This is a genomic window from Streptomyces sp. NPDC012794, from assembly GCF_042901085.1.
GTDB lineage: Bacteria > Actinomycetota > Actinomycetes > Streptomycetales > Streptomycetaceae > Streptomyces.
The window spans coordinates 1-15,759 of record NZ_JBIBCI010000033.1 but is presented as its reverse complement, the minus strand read 5'-3'; the positions used below and the strand labels follow the sequence as shown (position 1 = coordinate 15,759).

The 15,759-nt window shown below is 72.8% G+C and carries 15 protein-coding genes and 1 rRNA gene; 9 read left to right on the top strand and 7 right to left on the bottom strand.

The window, feature by feature from the left end; translation table 11 throughout:
- The first annotated feature begins 58 nt into the window (after window positions 1-58).
- Complete coding sequence (locus tag ACFY7H_RS32620; RefSeq protein ID WP_388945867.1) at window positions 59-301, top strand: hypothetical protein; 243 nt, start codon at window positions 59-61, stop codon at window positions 299-301.
- 125 nt (window positions 302-426) lie between these two features.
- Here ACFY7H_RS32620 and ACFY7H_RS32615 read toward each other — a convergent pair whose 3' ends face one another.
- The 5 genes from ACFY7H_RS32615 to ACFY7H_RS32595 form a co-directional block, all read right to left on the bottom strand.
- Window positions 427-1,122, bottom strand: a complete 696-nt coding sequence (locus ACFY7H_RS32615; protein ID WP_388945864.1) for a phosphatase PAP2 family protein — start codon at window positions 1,120-1,122, stop codon at window positions 427-429.
- A gap of 201 nt (window positions 1,123-1,323) precedes the next feature.
- Window positions 1,324-2,328 (bottom strand): NlpC/P60 family protein, encoded by a 1,005-nt coding sequence (locus tag ACFY7H_RS32610; RefSeq protein ID WP_388945928.1) that lies wholly within the window; start codon window positions 2,326-2,328, stop codon window positions 1,324-1,326.
- Between the two features lie 74 nt (window positions 2,329-2,402).
- Window positions 2,403-4,139 (bottom strand): serine/threonine-protein kinase, encoded by a 1,737-nt coding sequence (locus ACFY7H_RS32605; protein WP_388945862.1) that lies wholly within the window; start codon window positions 4,137-4,139, stop codon window positions 2,403-2,405.
- Window positions 4,140-4,188: 49 nt separating this feature from the next.
- Window positions 4,189-4,980, bottom strand: a complete 792-nt coding sequence (locus tag ACFY7H_RS32600; protein WP_388945859.1) for a thioesterase family protein — start codon at window positions 4,978-4,980, stop codon at window positions 4,189-4,191.
- A gap of 51 nt (window positions 4,981-5,031) precedes the next feature.
- Window positions 5,032-5,640 (bottom strand): LysE family translocator, encoded by a 609-nt coding sequence (locus ACFY7H_RS32595; RefSeq protein ID WP_388945857.1) that lies wholly within the window; start codon window positions 5,638-5,640, stop codon window positions 5,032-5,034.
- A 58-nt stretch (window positions 5,641-5,698) separates the two neighbouring features.
- Between ACFY7H_RS32595 and ACFY7H_RS32590 the strand changes: the two genes are divergently transcribed.
- The 7 genes from ACFY7H_RS32590 (at window position 5,699) to ACFY7H_RS32560 (ending at window position 14,169) form a co-directional block, all read left to right on the top strand.
- Window positions 5,699-6,517 (top strand): pentapeptide repeat-containing protein, encoded by an 819-nt coding sequence (locus tag ACFY7H_RS32590; protein ID WP_388945854.1) that lies wholly within the window; start codon window positions 5,699-5,701, stop codon window positions 6,515-6,517.
- A 344-nt stretch (window positions 6,518-6,861) separates the two neighbouring features.
- Entirely contained in the window at window positions 6,862-7,170 is a 309-nt protein-coding gene (locus ACFY7H_RS32585; protein WP_008742356.1) for a hypothetical protein, read from the top strand.
- 102 nt (window positions 7,171-7,272) lie between these two features.
- Window positions 7,273-8,112, top strand: coding sequence for a hypothetical protein (locus ACFY7H_RS32580; RefSeq protein WP_388945851.1), 840 nt, complete (start codon window positions 7,273-7,275; stop codon window positions 8,110-8,112).
- Window positions 8,102-9,484: a hypothetical protein gene (locus ACFY7H_RS32575; protein ID WP_388945849.1), complete on the top strand. Its 1,383-nt coding sequence runs from the start codon at window positions 8,102-8,104 to the stop codon at window positions 9,482-9,484. Before ACFY7H_RS32580 ends, ACFY7H_RS32575 begins: the two co-directional genes overlap by 11 nt.
- Window positions 9,481-11,040: an SCO6880 family protein gene (locus ACFY7H_RS32570; RefSeq protein ID WP_388945846.1), complete on the top strand. Its 1,560-nt coding sequence runs from the start codon at window positions 9,481-9,483 to the stop codon at window positions 11,038-11,040. Before ACFY7H_RS32575 ends, ACFY7H_RS32570 begins: the two co-directional genes overlap by 4 nt.
- Window positions 11,041-11,059: 19 nt before the next feature.
- Window positions 11,060-12,478, top strand: coding sequence for an ATP-binding protein (locus ACFY7H_RS32565; protein ID WP_388945844.1), 1,419 nt, complete (start codon window positions 11,060-11,062; stop codon window positions 12,476-12,478).
- A 2-nt stretch (window positions 12,479-12,480) separates the two neighbouring features.
- Window positions 12,481-14,169 (top strand): type VI secretion protein, encoded by a 1,689-nt coding sequence (locus ACFY7H_RS32560; protein ID WP_388945841.1) that lies wholly within the window; start codon window positions 12,481-12,483, stop codon window positions 14,167-14,169.
- A 17-nt stretch (window positions 14,170-14,186) separates the two neighbouring features.
- Here the strand turns inward: ACFY7H_RS32560 and ACFY7H_RS32555 are convergent, their stop codons facing one another.
- Window positions 14,187-14,732 (bottom strand): GNAT family N-acetyltransferase, encoded by a 546-nt coding sequence (locus ACFY7H_RS32555; RefSeq protein ID WP_388945839.1) that lies wholly within the window; start codon window positions 14,730-14,732, stop codon window positions 14,187-14,189.
- Between the two features lie 41 nt (window positions 14,733-14,773).
- Here ACFY7H_RS32555 and ACFY7H_RS32550 point away from each other — a divergent pair, with 41 nt between their 5' ends.
- Window positions 14,774-15,595, top strand: a complete 822-nt coding sequence (locus ACFY7H_RS32550) for a DUF3626 domain-containing protein (RefSeq protein ID WP_388945835.1) — start codon at window positions 14,774-14,776, stop codon at window positions 15,593-15,595.
- Window positions 15,596-15,667: 72 nt separating this feature from the next.
- Here ACFY7H_RS32550 and rrf read toward each other — a convergent pair.
- Window positions 15,668-15,759: ribosomal RNA gene (gene rrf / locus ACFY7H_RS32545) — 5S ribosomal RNA — on the bottom strand; the annotation flags it as partial.

Sequence of the window (15,759 nt, the reverse complement as noted above, 5' to 3'; positions counted from 1 at the left end):
TTCGTCCGTTCGGCCGCCCCGGCTGGCCGGGGGCCCCGCGAGCGGTTGCTCTGGTTCCATGCCAGGTACCGCACGTTCCCTCGCGGCCCTCCTCTGGGCCCTGCTGCTCGCGCTCACCCCGGCCGCGGCGGCCTGGGCCCGCCCGGTGGGGTCGGCGGACGGACCGGCCGACGTGGCGCTGGCCATCGGGGTCACCGCCGCGGCGGCCGTGGGCACCGGGCTGTGGCTGCGTTCCCGTTACCGCCGCGACGGCACGGAGCCGGAGCATCCGGGCGGGGGCGGCGAGGGCGGCGATCCGTGACGCCGCGCCCGCGCCCGGTGGCGGTGCGGCTGTGCTTCGGCGCCGCGGGGCTGTGCCTGCTGGTGGCGTTCCTGCTCGCGCTCTGGAACCCCTGAGCCGTCCGGGCGGGGCCGCGCCTCGACGGCCTACGCGGCGAGGTCGCTCTCGGCCGGGCGCTGCGCCAGCTCGACCGGGCGGGCCACCACCCGCTCGGGGGCCCGTACCAGCCGCCCGAGGCGCGGCGCGCGGGCGACGGCCCTGACCACCGGGGCCAGCGCCGCCATGGCGAGCGGGGCGAGCAGCAGGACGACGGCGGTGCCGAGGGCGAACCCGCCGATGACGTCGGTCGGGTAGTGCACCCCGAGGTAGACCCTGCACAGCCCCTCGGCGAGCGCGAGGCCGATCCCGACGAGCCCGAGCCGGCGGTTGACCAGGAACACTCCGATGCCGAGGGCCATGCCGAGGGTGGCGTGGTCGCTGACGAAGGAGAAACCGGGGACGGGCGCGCCCGCGCCGCCGAGCACTTCGAGGCCGTCGTGCTGGAGGAACGGCCGGGGCCGGGCGACGAACTGACGCAGCGGTACGTTCACCAGCAGGGCGATCGCGGCGGCGAGGGGCGCCCACACGAGCGCGGCGAACGACTCGACGGCGGTCGCCTCGTCCTGCCGCCTGGTGCCGCGCCAGCACCACAGCACGAGCAGGACCATGGCCAGCGGCAGCCCGTACGAGCCGGCGAAGGCCACGGCGCGGTCGAACCAGTCGGGGGCGCGCCGGGAGAGGGCGTTGATTGCGTACAGCAGGCTGACATCCACGTTCGGCCCACCGGTCGTGAGTCCACCCATGCGCCGCGGCCCCTTGCCTGCCTAGGTCCCCTGCGGGCGCACGACGGTGTGCGCCCCTTCAACCCCCCAGCCGATCAACCCCCGTGACCATGGAACGCCCGTTCTGCCTGGGACGTTCCACTCTCCACCGAATGATCACTCCAACGTTATCCAAGAGTGACTCGTCGTCGCAGCTCAGGGCCTTGGCTTCACGGAGAGTCGCTAAGGCTTGGGAGTCGCCCCCGGCGGCTCCGGAAGGGCCGCGGCACCGTCCTTGGTCACGCGGGTCGCTCCGAAGTAGTCAGGGGTGTCGATCTTGTCGAAACGGATGACCGCGCCGGTGTACGGAGCGTTGATCATGTAACCGCCCCCCACGTACATCCCGACGTGGCGGATCTCCCGAGAGTTCGTCAGATCGTCGGAGAAGAAGACCAGATCACCGGGGAGCAGCTCCTCGCGCGAGGGGTGCGACCCGGCGTTGTACTGGTCGTTGGCCACGCGCGGCAGCTCGATCCCCACGCTCTCGTACGCCGCCTTGGTCAGCCCGGAGCAGTCGAACCGCCCGTCCTGGTCGGCCGTGCCGTTGCCGCCCCACAGGTACGGCGTCCCGAGCTGCTTCTGCGCGAAGTACATGGCGCCGCTGGCCTGCTGGGAGGGGGCGAGCCGGGCGACGGGCCGCGCGAAGCTCTTCTCCAGGGAGCGGATGGCCTTCACGTAGCCCTGGGTCTCGCTGATCGGCGGCACTCCCCCCGCCTTGATGACGCGGTAGGGGCCGGCGTTGTAGGCGGCGAGCATGTTGTCGGACCGGTCGCCCGGCACCCCCGCGACGTCCTTGGCGAGCTGGCAGTCGTAGGTGGCCGCCGACGGGATGGCGTCCCTCGGGTCCCAGATGTCGCGGTCCCCGTCACCATCGCCGTCGACCCCGAACGCCGCCCACGTCTCCGGGATGAACTGGGCGATGCCCCGCGCGTCGGCATGGCTGACCGCGTCGGGCTTCCAGTGGCTCTCGGTGTACAACTGGGCGGCCAGCAGCGCCGGATTCAGCGCGGGGCAGAGGTTTCCCCACCTCTCCACCAGCGGCTGGTAGACCGCCGGCACCGCGCCCTTCACCAGCCCGACCGCGCCCTGCCGGGCACCGCTCGCGATGCCCGCCGCCGCCGAGTAGGTGCCGACGACCAGCAGCGCGACGAAGGTCAGGCACACGCCGATCCCGATCCCGCTCGCCATCCAGAACTTGCGCACCCGTCAACACTGCCTCATGGCGGCCCGTCTGACAGCGCATTCGCCAGTCTGTTCCGGCACTATTTCACCGGAAAGCCAGTGCAGTAGACACTGCTGTACTCCTTGACCCCACGGACCCGGTAGACCAGCACGGTCCAGTCACCGGGATCGTTGGCGGTCGGGATGCCCGGGAACTTCTTCCGCGTCCCCTGGTTGTCCACGAGCTCCGTGACGAAGTCGTCCGGATACGTGAGGTCCACCGAACCGCCGGTCGCCGGGTCCTTGAGGTCGACCGGCCTGCTCGTGTAGCCGATGCTGTGGTTGTAGTCGCGGACCGCCTCGAAGGGCCGCCGGGTGCTCTCGTCGATCTCGTGCGGCGGTTTCACGCCGACGGAGACGGCGTAGGTGCCCTTCTCCGTGTTGTGCTGCTTCAGGAAGACCCGGATCCTGACCTTGCCCGTGACCGCCGGCGCCTGCGGATCGTCGGCGTCGACGACGGAGGCCAGCAGGAACTCCGCCCGCTCCTCGTTGGGCAGGTTGCAGCCGCCCGTACTGCTCCACAGGTCCCGCGACACCTTGTTCGGCTCGATGTGGTCGGGCACGGCGCCCGACACGCCGACCCCGGCCGGGACGGGCGGGCTCGGAGCCGGCTGCCCGACGGAGGACGGCACGCCCGCGGAGGGCGCGGCCGAGGAGGTTCCGGCCCCGCCGGCCGGCGGGGCGGCGGCCCGTCCCCCTCCGCCGGCCTCCTCGCCCTTGCCGTTCCCGCTCATCAGGTACCCGCCCGCGACGAGTCCCCCCGCCACCAGACCGGCGACGGCCGCCAGCGCCCAGCGCGGGGCGCGGCGGGCCCCCGTACCGGCGGCCACCGGGGCCGCCGCCGGTACGTACGTCGGCACGTAGCCGGAGCCGGCGGCGCCGAGCCCCGGGCCGATGGTCGACGGCAGCGCCGGCACCCGCGCCGCGCCGCCGCCGGCGGCCGTCAGGGCCGCGTACACCGGGTCGTCGACCAGCGCCGCGTCCACCGCGCAGCGGCGGATGACCTCGGCCGGCGAGGGCCGCCCGCCCGGCTCCTTCGCCACGCAGGCCCTGATCAGCGCGGCCAGTTCCGGCTCCACGCCCTCGACGTCGATCTCGCCGTGCACCGCCCGGAAGTTGACCGTCGTCGGCTCGCCGGTGCCGTACGGGGCCCGGCCCGTGGCCGCGTACGCGAGGGTGGCGCCCAGGGCGAAGACGTCCGCCGCGTCCGCCGCCTCGCCGCGCAGCAGCACCTCGGGGGCCGTGTAGCCGGGAGTGCCCGGGGCGGTGCCGGCCTGCGTCAGGGCCGTCCCGTCCACGCCCTTGGCGATCCCGAAGTCGATGAGCTGCGGCCCCTGCGCACCCAGGATGACGTTCTGCGGCTTGAGGTCCCGGTGGGTGACCCCGTACGCGTGCACGCTCGCCAGGCCCTCCGCCAGCGCGGCGAACAGCCTGCGGCAGGAGTCGGCGGGCAGGGCGCCGTAGCCGCCCACCGCGTGACTGAGCGTAGGCCCGGCCACGTACTCGGTGGCCAGCCAGTACGGCGGGGCCGCCAGCGAGGCGTCGATCAGGTTCGCGGTGTAGGCCGACCGCACCGCGCGCACCGTCTCGGCCTCCCGGCGGAACCGCGCGAGGGCCTCCGGATGTCCGGTGATCTCGTCCCTGATCACCTTGATGGCCACCAGGCGGCCGCCCGGGGACCGGCCGAGATACACCTGCCCCATGCCTCCGGCCCCCAGCCGGGCCACCAGCGCGTGCGCCCCGATGTGGGCGGGGTCGGTCTCTCTCAGGGCCTCCATCCGGTCGAGGGTGTCATACCGACTTCCGTGCGGCGGACGAGGGTTGGCTTCAGCGGCGGGCCACGAACAGGCTCTGCGCGCCCCGTCCGAGCGGCCCCTTCTCGTCGTGCAGGCGGGAGTCCGCGAGGCCGATCCCCGCCGCGTCCACGCTCGTACGGGCCTCCACGCACACCCACTCGCCCACCGGATGGCGGTGCAGGTGGACGGTGAGGTCCCCGTTGACGAAGACGAACCGGCCGAAGTCCATCACCGCGCTGATCCCGTTGCCCGAGTCGGCGGCCACCAGCACCCGGTCCAGCGGCCGGACCTCCTCCCCCGCCACGAGCGGCACCCGCATCCGCATCCAGCAGGTCCCCGGCCCCCGCTCGGTGAAGGCTCCCTCCGTGAAGCGGGTCTCCACCGAGGAGTGGTAGCCCGTCTCCCACGGCACGGGGAGGAACGGCGTCACCCCCACCTCCCCGGGCGGCGGCACCACCGCCGCCGGGACCACCGCCGGCACCGGCTCCCCGGACACCCGGATCCGCAGCGCCCGCGCCAGCATCACCGGCTGCCCGCCCGCCGGGGCGAGGGCCGCCTCGACCAGTTCGGTGCCGCGCCCGGCCCGCAGCACCGAGGCGGTCACCTCCAGCTCCCCGATCGGCACCGGGCGCAGGATCTCGTACGTGATCCGGGCGATCCGCATGTCCGCCCGCGCCCCGGGCCGTTCCTCGACGGCCCGTCCCAGCAGCGCGGCCGGCGGTCCGGCGTGCTGGGAGTTCGGGTCCCAGGGCCCGCGCGTGGCCTCCGTGGCCAGGAAGCGGCCCTCGCCGAGCCGCTCGTAGAACCCGTCCTCAGCATCCATGCCCCGGCACGTTACCCACAGGTAACCCGGGAGGCCAGACCCCCGTCAGGCTCAGCGCGCGAAACCCAGCCCCACCCCCAGCCCCACCAGCACCGACCCGATCGCCCGGTTCAGCGTCTTCTGCGCCCGCAGCATCCGGTCCCGCAGCCGCGAGTCGGAGAAGAACAGCGCCACCGCCCCGAACCACACCAGGTGCGCCGCCGACATGAACAGCCCGTACCCCGCCTGCTGCCACGCCGAGGTGTCCGGATTGACCACCTGGGTGAACGTGGACACCACGAACAGCGTCGTCTTGGGATTCAGCACATTGGTCAAGAACCCCGACCGCAGCGCCCCCGCCCGCGTCAGCCCCGGCTTCGACTCCAGGTCCACGGTCAGCTCCGCCCGCGCCCGGAACGTACGGATCCCGATCCACACCAGGTACGCCGCGCCCGCCAGCTTGATCGCCGTGAACAGGGCGGTCGACGAGGCGATCAGCAGACCGACCCCGAGCATCGTGTACGACACGTGCACCAGCACCCCGGCCGCGACCCCCGCCGCCGCGAACAGGCCCGTCGGCCGCCCGTACAGATAACTGTTCCTGACCACCATCGCGAAGTCCGCACCGGGACTGATCACGGCGAGCAGGGTGATGACGGCAACTGCGATCACTTCTGTCATGTACGGATGCTCGCCTCCCCCTCCCGACGGATCAAGACGCTCCGGTCACAATGGAAGGGTGTCCACCACCGCACTGCCCCTCCTCCAGGCCGACTGCTCCGCCTGCTTCGCCCTGTGCTGCGTCGCGCTGCCCTTCGCCAAGTCCGCCGACTTCGCCGCGAACAAGACCGCCGGCACCCCCTGCGAGAACCTCCGGCAGGACTTCCGCTGCGGCATCCACACCCGGCTGCGCGGCGAAGGGTTCCAGGGCTGCACCGTCTTCGACTGCTTCGGCGCCGGCCAGCAGATCTCCCAGGTCACCTTCGAGGGCCGCGACTGGCGCACCCACCCCGAGACCCGCGAGGCCATGTTCGAGGCCTTCCCGGTCATGCGGCAGCTGCACGAACTGCTCTTCTACACCGCCGAGGCGCTCACCCGCCCCGCGGCCGCCCCCCTCCACCCGGCCCTGCGCACGGCCCTCGCCAAGACCGAGGCCCTCACCCGCGCCGACGCCGCCACCCTCACCGCCCTCGACGTCCCGGCCCTGCGCCAGGAGGTCAACGCCCTGCTCCTCAAGACCAGCGAACTGGTCCGCGCCAAAACCCCCGGCCGCAAGAAGAACCACCGCGGCGCCGACCTGATGGGCGCCCGCCTCTCCGGAGCCGACCTGCGCGGGGCCAACCTGCGCGGCGCCTACCTGATCGCCGCCGACCTCAGCCGCGCCGACCTGCGCGGCGCCGACCTGATCGGCGCGGACTTCCGCGACGCCGACCTGCGCGGCGCCGACCTGCGCGACACCCTCTTCCTGACGCAGCCCCAGCTGGGCGCCGCCCGCGGCAACCCCGCCACCCGCATCCCCGCGCACCTCACCCGCCCCGCCCACTGGCTCCCCGGGTAACCCGCCGCCCGCACGCCCCGCCGCCCCTCCGGCGCCCGACCGGCGCCGACGCGCCCCCCGCGCCTCCGTACGCTCCCCCGCTGCGCCGGACTCCCCCGATTAGTCCGAACGGCCAGCCCTCGGAAGGCCCCGCGCACGCCGGGCCGACAATCATTGCCCGGGGTCACCCCCCGTGATACACAGAGTGACCTGCTCAGGGTGCGCATACGGGGCGCGGGCCGAGAGAACGGGTAAAGAGACCGGCCAAGTCGACGACGGCGCCGGTTTCATCAGCGAAGATAGTGCGTGACCCCTGCCGTCGGGCACGGGCTACCGGAACTACCCTTACACGGGCGGTGAGTTACATGATCCTGGCAGCTGAAAAGGGCGACATCACCACCATCATCGGCGGAATCGCCCCGAACTGGGGGCCGTTCGGCAGCCTCGGCAACGAAGCGAAGGTCATGATCGAGGTGGTCATGGCCGTCGCGATCCTCCTCTGCCTCGGCATCGCCATCTGGGGCGCCGCCAAGCAGCGCATCGGCGCGACCGCCCTGCGCGACACCTTCAGCGCCGAACAGGGCAAGGGCCTGATCGTGGCCGGCCTCACCGGCGTCTTCATCATCGGCTCCCTCGGCACCCTCTTCACGATCGTCTACGGGATGGCCGTCTAGCCGGATCGCCGCGCCCGGCCGCACCCTGATGAGGAATCACCACACCGCGCCAGAGCGGAAACGAGCGCTACCGTCGGACGACGCGGAGGGGGCGGACACGCAATGAGCAACGACGACCAGTACGGCGGCGGCAGCGGCCACGCCGAGGTCGGCGGCACGGGCCAGACCCGCACCCGGCTCCCGGACCCGCCCTCCGAGGCGTACGGCGGCCCGCGCCGCAACCCCCGCTCCTCCCGCGGCCTGATCACCGTGGTCGGGGTGGTGGTCCTGCTGATCGCCGCCATCGCGTTCGCGAACCGGTCCCAGGACGCCCCGCCCGACTCCTCCCCGTCCTCCGACAAGCCCCCGGCCGCCGACTCCACCGCCCCCACCGGCACCGCCCCGGTCACCGGCAAGGCGGCCGGCGTCCCCACGGGCTTCGCCCACGACGAGCAGGGCGCCCAGTCGGCGGCCGCCAACTACACGGTGGCCCTCGGCTCCGACGGCATGCTCAAGAAGGACGTCCGGCACGCCCTCGTGGACGGCATCTACACCCCCGAGGCCGCGGCGCGGCGCAAGGGCACCCAGGACGCGGCGTACTCCCCCGCCTTCCTCGCCACCCTCGGCCTCGACGCGAACGGCAACGCCCCGCAGGGAAGCACCTTCGTCACCCGCGCCGTCCCCGTCGGCACCCGCGTCGAGGGCTACAACCCCACCACCGCCAAGGTCGCGGTCTGGTACACCGGCCTCGTCGGCATGTCCGGCCCCAAGTCCACCAGCCCGGTCCGCACCACCTGGAAGACCTGGACCTTCGAACTAACCTGGACCGCGGACGGCTGGAAGGTCGCCTCCGACAGCCAGCAGGACGGCCCCGCCCCGGTCCCCGGCGACGTCCCCGCCTCCACGTCCGACGACATCAGCAAGGCCGTCCAGGAGTTCGGAGGGTTCACCTATGCCCGGTAGCCGCCGCCCCAACAGCGGTACGAGGACCAGCCGGGCCCCGCGCGGCGCCGCCGCCCGTACCGCCGCCGCCCTGGCCGCCGTACAGACGGCGCTCGTCCTGCTGTCCGCCCGCGCCTACGCCGCCCCCAGCCCGACCCCGACCCCGTCCGGCACCCCCTCGGGCTCCCCCTCCGCCACCCCGTCACCCTCCAAGTGCGAAGGCGTCATCGGCCCGCTCAAGGAGGACTGCGAACGCCAGGTCGGCAACGCCCCCGGCACCGCACCCGGCACCGGCCTCTCGCCGAACAGCCCCCCGGACGCCATCAACCCCCTCGCCTCCCTCGCCAAGGGCTGCGCCGACGCCGCCGCCTGGATCGTCGGCAAGCTCGGCGAAGCGGTCAAGAGCACCGCCAACGTCGACTTCACCAACCCCGCCTTCCTCCAGCAGTACGCCGTCGTCTTCGCCGCCTCCACCGTCCTGACCCTCGTCCTGTGGCTGCTGGCCGTCGCCAAGCGCGCCATCCGCGGCGTCCCCCTCAGCACCGCCCTCTCCGAGGCCATCGGCTTCCTCTGGCTGACCGTCCTCGCCTCCGCCTTCACCCCGCTGATCCTCTACACCGTCGTCTCCGCCACCGACGGCATCACCGAGGTCATCGCCGCCGCCACCGGCAGCCAGACCGACGTCTTCTTCGGCTCCTTCGCCGAAGCCCTCAAGAAGGGCGAGGACATCGGCGGCGGCCCGATCATGCTGGTCGTCGTCTCCCTCGTCACCGTCCTGGCCGCCGGAGTGCTCTGGCTGGAGCTCGTCATCCGCGCCGCCCTGCTCTACGTCGGCGCCCTCCTCGGCACCGTCGTCTACGCCGGACTCGTCGACCGCAACATGTGGGGCCACGTCCGCCGCTGGGCCGGCATCATGATCGCCGTCATCCTCGTGAAACCGGTCATCGTGATCGTCCTCGGCCTCGCCGGAGCCCTCGCCGGCGACAAGGGCCCCAACGCCTTCTCCGCCGTCGTCTCCGGCCTCGCCATCATCCTCCTGGCGATCTTCGCCTCGGCGATGATCTACCGCTTCGTCCCCGGCTTCGGCGACGAGATCGCCGCCGCCCGCACCAACCGCTCCAAGGCCACCGACGGCGCCCAGGCCGCAGCCGTCATCAGCTCCCCGGCCTCCCTCGTCTCCCAGGGCATCAAGACCCACAGCAGCCGCGGCGGCTCCCACCGCGCCACCGGCGGCAACACCGGCGGCGGCGACGCCAACCAGATCTCCGGAGGCATGGCCGCCCACAGCAGCCGCCGCTCCGGCAGCGGGTCCGGCGGCGGGAACGTCCCCCCCGCCGCACCCCCGCCCCGCACTGGCTCGAGTACGAGGAACACAGGAGGTGACGGGCGTTGACGTCCCAGTCCCACCAGCTCCACCCGGTCGCGCCCCGCCGTACGTATCTCATCGGCCGGGCCCGGCCGAACGCGATCGTCGGCAAGAACCGCGAAACCGGCGAAATCGCACTGATCATCACCGGCGCCTTCTTCGGCATGATGAGCGGACTGCTCGTCCCCCACCTCACCCTGCGCATCGTCAGCCTCGTCGGCTTCCCCCTGCTCGCCCTCGCCGCCGTGTACGTCCCCTACAAGGGCCGCACCTTCTACCGGTGGTTCGAGATCAGCCGCAGCTACAAGCGCATCCTGCGGCGCGGTACGACGTACCGCTCGGGCGCCGTCGAAGCCGGCACCCGCGCCCGCGACGGCCGCGAGGTCGAGGTCGGCCCGCCCCCCGGCATCGGCCGCATCAACTGGCTCGCCGCCCCCTTCGGCCCCGACGAGATCGCCGTCCTCCTGCACGCCGACCGCAGAACCGTCACGGCCGCCATCGAGATCGAGGGCCCCGGCGTCGGCCTGCGCGACAGCGAGGACCAGGAAGCCCTCGTCGACCGCTTCGGCACCCTCCTCAAGCACGTCGCCAACGGCGACGGCTTCGTCACCCGCCTCCAGATGCTCGCCCGCACCCTCCCCGCCGACCCCGACGCCCACGCCAAGGACGTCGCCCAGCGCGGAGACACCCACGCCCCGGCCTGGCTGCGCGACTCCTACGACCAGCTCCAGTCGATGGTCTCCACCTCCTCGGAGCAGCACCGCGCCTACCTCGTCGCCTGCATGCACTACACCCGCGAGCTCGCCGCCGAAGCCAACGCCATCGCCCGCGCCGGAGGCCACAAGGGCCGCAAGCTCGACCGCGACTCCGGCCTCGCCATCGTCATGGCCCGCGAGCTCACCGACATCTGCGCCCGCCTCGCCGAAGCCGACATCCGCGTACGCCAGCCCCTCGGCCAGGGACGCCTGTCCTCCCTCGTGCACTCCATGTACGATCCGGACCACCCCATCGACCACATCCAGGCCATGACCAAACGCAACGCCTGGCCGGCGGAACTCGATGCCGTGGAGCCCACCTACCTCCAGGCCAAGACCCGCGAATCCTCCACCCGCGCCCCCTGGTGCCACGCCACCGCCTGGGTGAAGGAATGGCCGATGACCCCGGTCGGCGTCAACTTCCTCGCCCCCCTCCTCGTCCACACCCCGGACGTCATCCGCACCGTCGCCGTCACCATGGACCTCGAACCCACCGAGATCGCCATCGAGCGCATGCTCACCGAGAAGACCAACGACGAGGCCGACGCCTCCCGCGCCGCCAAGATGAACCGCACCGTCGACCCCCGCGACATCGCCGCCCACGGCCGCCTCGACCAGAGGGGTGAAGATCTCGCCAGCGGCGCTGCCGGAGTCAACCTCGTCGGGTACATCACGGTGTCCTCGCGTTCACCCGAAGCCCTCGCCCGCGACAAGCGCACCATCCGCGCCTCCGCCGGCAAGTCCTACCTGAAGCTCGAATGGTGCGACCGCGAGCACCACCGCGCCTTCGTCAACACCTTGCCGTTCGCCACCGGCATCCGACGTTAGCTGGAGGGAAGTGCCGCCCATGCGAGATCCCATGTCCGCGCTGACGGACGCCTTCACCAGCTTCCTCTTCGGCAAGGTCGAGACCACCCGCCTGCCCGTCCGCACCTCCACCGGCCAGGCCCAGGCCGTCTACCTCCCCACCGCCGCCCCCGGCCTCGGCGACTCCGGCGTGATCATCGGCCGCGAGGTCTACAGCGGCAAGGGCTACATCTACGACCCCTTCCAGCTCTACGGCCAGCAGCTCCCCGCCCCCCACTGGCTCGTCCTCGGCGAGTCCGGCAACGGCAAGTCGGCGCTCGAGAAGACGTACGTCCTGCGGCAGCTCCGCTTCCGCGACCGGCAGGTCGTCGTCCTCGACGCCCAGGGCGAGGACGGCGTCGGCGAATGGAACCTCATCGCCCAGCAGCTGGGGATAACCCCCATCCGCCTGGACCCCGTCGCCGCCAACGACGACGGGATCCGCCTCAACCCCCTCGACCCGGCGATCACCACGACCGGACAGCTCGCGCTGCTCCGCACCATCATCGAAGTCGCCATGGGCCACGGCCTCGACGAACGCTCCGGCTTCGCCCTCAAGGTCGCCCACGCCTACGTCGTCGAGACCATCCAGGACCGCCAGCCCGTCCTCACCGACATCGTGGAACAGCTGCGCCACCCCGAAGCCGAATCGGCGCTGGCCATGAACGTCGACATAGACGATGTCCGGGCCTGGGGCCTCGACGTGGCCCTCGTCCTCGACCGCCTCGTCGACGGCGACCTGCGCGGCATGTTCGACGGCCCCACCACCGTCGGCATCGACCTCGACGCCCCGCTGATCGTCTTCGACCTCTCCCACATCGACCGCAACTCCATCGCCATGCCCATCCTCATGGCGATCGTCGGCGTGTGGCTGGAACACACCTGGATCCGGCCGGACCGCAAGAAGCGCATCTTCCTCGTCGAAGAGGCCTGGCACATCATCAACAGCCCCTTCGTCGCCCAGCTCTTCCAGCGCCTCCTGAAGTTCGGCCGCCGCCTCGGACTCTCCTTCGTCGCCGTCGTCCACCACCTCTCCGACGTCGTCGACGGCGCCGCCGCACGCGAGGCCGCCGCCATCCTCAAAATGGCCTCCACCCGCACCATCTACGCCCAGAAGGCCGACGAGGCCCGCGCCACCGGACGCGTCCTCGGCCTGCCCCGCTGGGCCGTGGAAATCATCCCCACCCTCACCCCCGGCATCGCCGTCTGGGACGTCAACGGCAACGTCCAGGTCGTCAAACACCTGATCACCGAAACCGAACGCCCCCTCGTCTACACCGACCGCGCGATGACGGAGTCCTCCACCCCCGAGCAGCTCCCCGACGAGCTGCTCGCCGCCGAACTCGAAGCGGAGGAACGAGCCCTGTACATCGAACGCCAGCGGGGCTCCGGCCCCGGATCCGCGACCACGGTGGCCTGACCATGCCCGACGCGAGACGTACGGAACCCCCCGCGCGCGCCGGCGGCGTCCCCGACGGGGTCCTCGTCGGCCTCCTGGCCTTCCTCCTCGGCCTCGCCGTCCTGGTCTGGTCGGCCACCGGCCTCGCCGCCCTCTTCACCAAGGGCGCCTGGCCGGACACCGTCACCTTCACCCGCACCCCCGAGGCCGTCCGCGCCCTGATAACGCAACCCCACGACCTCGCGGCGGCCTGGCCCGACACCGACCCGGCGGCCCTCTCCGGGTGGGGGCTCTTCTGGGGCCTGTTCATCAGCCAGCTGCTGGTCCTGCTGGTCCTGACGATCTTCACCATGGGCGTCGTTGCCCGTACGAGGGCCCGCCGCCCCCGCACCGGACACCAGCCGGCCCCCTCCGACCCCGCCCCCACCCCCGCCCAGGCCCCGGCACAGACCCAGCCGCCGGGCCAGGTGCCCGGCGGCCCCCGCGACAACGCCTCGGCACCGGCGGCAGCGGCCCCTGCCCCGGCACCGGATCACCCCGCCGGGAGCCGGACCCCGCTCCCCGGCCCGGCGCAGGCCCCGGCCCGGGCAACGGCCGCCCCCGCCGCGCACGCCCCGGTCTCCGCCCCGGCACCGGCACCCGTACCCGTCCGGGCCCCCGTACCCGCACCGGCGACGCCGCCACGGAAGCCGACCCCGGCCCGCTACACCACCGCCGGCCAGGCCCCCGCACCGGCCGGGGACGCCTACCGCTACGGGTTCGGCTACGCCCCGGCACCGCCCACCGCACCGGCCCGCCGCCTCGTCTACGGCGGCCCGGCCGAACGCCACCGCCTCGCCGCCCAGGCCCTCGCCGCCGCCGAGGGCGCCGCCCTGGTGGTCACCTCGTCCCCCGCACTGTGGTCGGAAACCAAGGACGCCCGGGCGAAACTCGGGCCGGTCCTCCTCTACGACCCCTCACACCTGTGCGACACCCCGGCTCGGATGCACTGGAACCCCGCCGACGGCTGCGCCGACCGCGACACCGCCGCCGCCCGGGCGGTCGCCCTGCTGGCCCCCGTACGCCCCCAGGCCCGCCTGGACAGCGCCGTCGCCGACACCGCCGAGACCCTCCTGCGCAGCTGGCTCCAGGCCGCCGCCCTCGACGGCCTCCCGTTCAAGCACCTGGCCCGCTGGGCCCAGGGCAACAGCGCCCAGGACCCGGTCCGCACCCTGCGCACCCACCCCCGGGCCGCCCCCGGCGCCGCCGGTGAACTCGAGAGCGCCCTCACCGCCCACCCCGAACGACGCGACCAGGCCCAGCAGCTGACGGCCCGCGCCCTGTCCTGCCTGACCTCGATCCACATCCGCGAGGCCTGCAACCCGAACCGTACGGATTCCCTCACGCTGGCATCGTTCGCCGCCGAAGGGGGCACCCTCTACGTGCTGGGCGAACCCCTGGAGGACCCCCGCACCCACCCGGGTGCGATGCCCCTCCTGACGGCACTCGCCGCAGACGTGGTCGAGCACGGCCGCCGCATGGCCGCACGGTCATCCCACGGCCGGCTCGACCCACCACTGACGCTGGTCATGGAGGACGTGGCGGCCGTCGCCCCCGTCCCCCAGCTCCCGGACCTCCTCCACGACGAGGCCCTCCCCCTGCTGGCGCTCTGCCGCAGCCGCGAACAGGCCCGCTCCCGCTGGCCGAACGCCCGCCTGGACCCGCCCCGCTGACGCCACCGGACCCCGATTCAGCGCCCCAGGACGTACTCGCGCTCCTCAGCCCCCGACTCCAGCTCCACCACCCGCCCGCTCGCCACGAACCCGAACCGCCGGTAGAAGGCGGCCGCCCGCAGGTTCTCCTCGTGCACGAAGAGCCGTATGCGCTCCGGCACCGGCGCCTCCAGCCCCCGCGCCCACTCCACCCCGGCGGTGAACAGCGCCTCGGCCAGTCCCGCGCCCCGCCGCCCTCCGCGTACGAACACCCCGACCACATGCGCCTGGGTCTTCTCCACGGGCAGTCCGAAGAAGTCGGTGCTCCCCGCCTCCTCTACGAGCACGCTCACCGACCCGTCCCACTCACCGTCGGGCCGCTCCGCGACGAACTGCCGCGCGACCCGCCCCCGCGAGGCGCCCAGCGCCCGGTCCTGCCAGAACTCGTCCGGCCGTTCCTCCGCCTGCTCCAGCGTCTCCAGGAACGCCACCGGCGCCGCCGGGTCCCGCAGGGCGTCCAGCCTCAACGCCTTGACCTGCTGCCACTCGTCGGCCCGTACGGCCCGCACCACATGCTGATCCATAATCGCGAATACTAACCACCCGCTTGTTGCACACTGCACCCATGCATCCGCACGCCCGGGCACTCGCCCACGTCACCGCCCTCTCCTCCGGCCCCCCGGTGGACCCGTCCCTCACGGTCACGCTCAACTTCCACCCGGACCGCGTCAGCGACGACCGTCCGATCCTCACCGCTCTGGCCGAGGAGGGCGTCTACCGCTCCCAGTTCGTGACGGGCACCAGCAACGGCGGCCTCACCGCCCGGCCCGGCGGCGCCCGCCGGCAGTGGGAGAGCCGCATCTTCGGCGGCGCCTACGACGACGCGCCCGCCGAGGAACGCCCGGTGTACGGCGCCCTCAACTTCCGCCACAACCCGGCCGGCGCCGCTCCCCGCTTCGGCTCCGCGCACTTCCGGCTCCGTCCGGAAACCCTGTCCCGCACCACCTTCTGCTACCCGGACAGCTACCTGGAGCCCAAGGCCTTCGGCGTGGCCGACCGCATGTCGCTGATCCCCCTGGCCGTGGCCGACGACCAGGACGCGCTCGACGACTACATCGAGGCCCAGGTCCACACCCCGGTACGGCTGGACCACGACGTCGCGGCCCTCGTGCTCGACCCCAGCTACCGCGACACCGAGGTCGAGGCCGCCGCCGCGAAGCTCCCCTGCCCCACGGAATGGCACCCGGGCTTCCGCCTCACGGTCACCGAACTCCGCCGGCACCCGGACTACCGCGGCCAGGACTTCGTCGACCTCGGCTGCGCCATCGCCGTCGGCGACGTCCTCACCCCGCGCATCCTCGGCGACGCCGCCCGCAGCGGCCGCTACGACGAGCAGGCCCTGAAGCGCGTCTGGCACTACCTGGCCCGCTTCGGCTCTCAAGCATAAAAGACCCGTGCAAAGCCCCGTGAACGCAGAAAAGCCCCGCACCAGAAGGTGCGGGGCTTTCCCACAATAATTGTTCGGCGGCGTCCTACTCTCCCACAGGGTCCCCCCTGCAGTACCATCGGCGCTGAAAGGCTTAGCTTCCGGGTTCGGAATGTAACCGGGCG